At 75.8% G+C, this 3,701-nt stretch carries 3 protein-coding genes; all 3 read right to left on the reverse strand.

The window, feature by feature from the left end; genetic code table 11:
- Positions 1 to 303, reverse strand: a 303-nt coding sequence (locus ACTUAL_RS01160; protein ID WP_440898951.1) for a hypothetical protein, incomplete at its 3' end; no start/stop codon positions are given.
- Complete coding sequence (locus ACTUAL_RS01165) at positions 290 to 769, reverse strand: hypothetical protein (RefSeq protein WP_440898952.1); 480 nt, start codon at positions 767 to 769, stop codon at positions 290 to 292. The genes ACTUAL_RS01160 and ACTUAL_RS01165, both read right to left, overlap by 14 nt.
- Positions 732 to 3,701 (reverse strand): RHS repeat-associated core domain-containing protein (locus ACTUAL_RS01170; RefSeq protein ID WP_440898953.1); only part of this gene is annotated, 2,970 nt, incomplete at its 5' end. The genes ACTUAL_RS01165 and ACTUAL_RS01170, both read right to left, overlap by 38 nt.

Genomic DNA, 3,701 nt, shown 5'->3' on the forward strand with positions numbered 1-3,701 from the left:
CGAGGTGAAGCGCACGTCCGTTCCGGCGCCGCTCACCTCGACCCCGACCCGCCCGCCGTCCGCGATCACCACGAGCCGCAGCGGGAGCCGGTGGTCGAAGCCCGCCACCCGCAGGTCGGCCACCCCGGCGAAGCGCACGTGGTAGCGCACCCTGGTGTGCCCGGCCTCCGCCCCCCAGGCCGCGCGCCCGGCGTCGTCCAGCCCGGCCTCGAAGGTCGCCGTGACCGCGTCACCGCGCTCGTCCCAGTGCAGCGCGTCGAGGTCGCCGGGGAAGTCGCCGGGGAAGTCGTCAGAAGCGGGCATGGTAGTTCTCGTCCTCCGGTCCCGGCACCACCCGGTGCAGCCGCTGGTCCAGCCTGCCGACGAACCGGTGCGGCCCGTCGTCCACCGCGCCGGGCGGGGTGTCGTGGTCGCTGACCCGCCCGAAGCGCAGCACCTCGGCGCACGTCAACGACAACCGCAGCCCCCCGCCCGCGACCACGACCGCGACCCGGCGCCCCGGAAGGTCGGTGATCTCCACGTCGACCCGCTGCGGCAGCGCGCCCCCCGCCAGCTCCACGTCCGCGACCGCGAGCATCCCCAGGTGCGCCTGCGTGTGCTCCGGCCCGTCGCCCGGCAGGTCCAGCCGCAGCGAGCACGCGGGCCCGACCCGGTCCAGGCGCACCGAGCGCAGCAGCGACCCGCTGAGCCCGGCGCGCCCGCCGGGGAAGCAGCGGGCCAGGAGCGCGGCGTCAGCCGGCAGGAGTCGGTCGGCCCAGGCTGGGGTCATAGTAGTAATGCTCCTCGGCTCCGGGGACCTGCCCGTTGCGGGGGTTGTCGTAGGGGCGGACGTGCACGTGCGGCGGCTGGTCCCCGACCCCGCCCTCGCCGAACTGGTGGCCGGTGTAGTGGTCCTGGAAGACGATCAGCTCGTCCCGGTTGTTGAGGTAGACCTCCTCCGGGAAGAACACCGGCTGGTGGTCCTGCATGACCTGCCTGCCGCCCGGCGTGGTGGACGGCGTCACCCTGGTCTCCAGCGGCTCGGAGCCGGGCGGCACGCCCGCGTCGGCCAGCGCCTGCTGCTTGGCCTCGTCCCCGCTGACCCCGCAGCCCTGCAACCCCAGCGGGTCGACGAACCGGATCGGGTTGGGCACGTACGCGCCGGGGTTGATCGACGGGATCAGGCCCAGCGGGTCCTGCGAGGCGTAGCGGCCGGTGTCCGGGTCGTAGTGGCGCAGGTGGTTGTAGTGCCAGCCGGTCTCGCCGTCGTGGTACTGGCCGGGGAACCGCAGCGGGCACGTCGCCGGGCCGGACTGGGCGAGCGTGCGGCCCCACAGGGTGGCGGTGCGCCGCCAGGCGACCGCGCCGTCCGCGTCGACCAGCTCGGTCGGTGTGCCGACGAGGTCGGCGACGACGGCGTAGAACCGCCGGTCGAGCCCGGCCCGGTCGAGCTGGGCGACCGGGGTGGTGGTGCCCGGCTCGTACTCCCAGGTGCTGCCTGCCCCGTCGCCGCCGGTGTGCTCGGCCAGGAGCGCGCCGTCCCAGGTGAAGTCCAGCCGCTCGACGGTGCGGCCCCGCGCGTCGAGGCGCTGCTTGGACACGCGCCTGCCCATCGGGTCGTAGCGGTAGCGCCACGTGCCGCCGTCGGGGGTCGACGCGGAGGTGAGCCGGTCCTCCGCGTCCCAGCCGAAGGTCCAGACCAGCACCGAGCCGGACAGGGTGCGGGTCCGGCGGCGCACGACCCGCCCCTGCGCGTCGTGGTCGTAGGTGGTGCGGCCCGCCGCGCGCAACCGGTTCGCCTCGTGCGCGCGCGGACCGGCGGTCGGGTCGTCCGGCCCCGAGGGCGAGGCGTCGGTGATGTTGCCGACCGCGTCGTACTCGTAGCGCTCGTCCCAGCCGGGCCCGCGCACCGACAGCACCCGCCCGCGCCGGTCCAGGGTGAGCGCCCGCCCGCCCGAGGGGTCGAGCACCCCGTCGACGTTGCCGTCCGGCCGGTAGCGCCACCCGCGCCGGTCCACGGGCCCGCCCGCGGTGACGAGCTGGTCGGTGAGCCTGCTGTCCGGCGAGTAGGACCGCAGCACGCTCAGGCGCCCCAGCTCGCGGCGCACCTGCCTGCCGAGCGCGTCGTGCCGGAAGGTGATCGTGCCGCCGTCCGCGCGCAGCGCCAGCGGGTTGCCCGCCGCGTCGTAGTCCCAGCCGGTGGCGACCCCGCCCGCCGTGGTCCGGCGCACCCGCCTGCCCGCCGCGTCGTACTCGGAGCGGGTGGTGCGGCCGTCGCAGGTCTCGGCGAGGACCCGGCCCCTGGCATCGCGCTCGAAGAGCACCTCGACGTCGGGCCCGGCCGCGCGCACCACGCGCCCGCACGGGTCCCGGTCGAACGCGGACGTGCCGCTCGGGGTGTGCTTGGCGACGATGCCGCCGTGCACGTCCCGGTCGTAGGAGATCGTCTCGCCGAGCCCGTTGACGCGGGCGGCGAGCCGTCCGGCGGCGTCGTAGGCGTAGCGGGTGACGCGCCCGTCGAAGGCGGTTTCGCGCAACACCTCGCCCGCCGCGTCGCGCTCGAACCGCCACACCAGCCCGTGCGGCCCGACGACCTCGGTCAGGCGCAGCTCGGTGTCGTAGGCGTAGGTGGTGGTGGCGCCGTCGGGCGCGGTGCGGGCGGCGGGCAGGTCGAAGTGGGTGTAGCGGGTCCGGGTGACCTGGCCGAGCTCGTCGACGTGCTCGACGACGTTGCCCTCGCCGTCGTAGGCCCACCGCTCCACGCCGCCGCCGGGCCGGGTGCGCGAGGCGATCCGCCCCTCGACGGTCCAGGTGGTGCGGGTGGTGCCGCCGAGCGGGTCGGTCTCGGCGACGACGCGGCCGAAGGCGTCGCGCTCGAAGCGGGTGGTGGCGCCGAGCGGGTCGGTCAGCTCGGTGATCAGGCCCGCGGCGTCGGTGCGGTAGCGGGTGACCGCGCCGAGCGGGTCGGTGGTGGCGGCGAGGTGGCCGCGCTCGTCGTAGGCGAAGCGGGTGGTGGCGCCGGGGGGGTCGGTCTCGGCGACGAGGTTGCCGAGCTCGTCGTGGTCGCGCCGCCAGGTCCCGCCCGCCGGGTCGGTGACGCGGGTGTCGCGCCCGCCGGTGGTGTAGGCGGCGGTGAGGGTGCTGCCGTCGGGGCGGGTGACGGTGGTGACGTTGCCGTCGTCGTCGTGCTCGTAGCGGGTGGTGCGCCCGAGCGGGTCGGTGACGGCGAGCAGCTGCTCCCGCTCGCCCCACTCGCGGCTGGTGACCGCCCCGAGCGGGTTGGTCTCGCGGATCACCCGACCGCGCTCGTCGAGGTCGTAGGTGGTGGAGTTGCCGAGGGTGTCGGTGTGGGTGGTGCGGCGGTCCTCGTAGCGGAACGTGCCGTTGAGGGCGCCGGAGGACCCGATGGTGGTGACGGCCCGGCCGCGGTCGTCGTAGACGTAGCGGTACCAGACGCCGTTGCGGTCGGTCCACGAGGTGAGCCGCCCGTCGGCGTCGTGCGTGAACCGCAGCGGCAGGCCGGAGGAGTTGACCACCTCGGCCAGCTGCCCGGTCTCGTCGTACCCGTAGCGCGTCAGGACCACCGCCCGCGCCGCGGAGGTGAGCCGCAACCCCGTGACCCGCCCGCCGTCCGTGTCCACGGCGACCTCGTAGCCGCCGGAGTGGCGCACCCTGGTGGGAAGCCCGGCCCCGTCGTGCTCGACCACCAGCTCCCCGCCCGC

This window comes from Actinosynnema sp. (assembly GCF_052038725.1).

What these genes read in the sequence shown, in the direction of transcription:
- ACTUAL_RS01165 (WP_440898952.1), bottom strand. Translation starts at nt 769, where the DNA reads ATGACCCCAGCCTGGGCCGACCGACTCCTGCCGGCTGACGCCGCGCTC.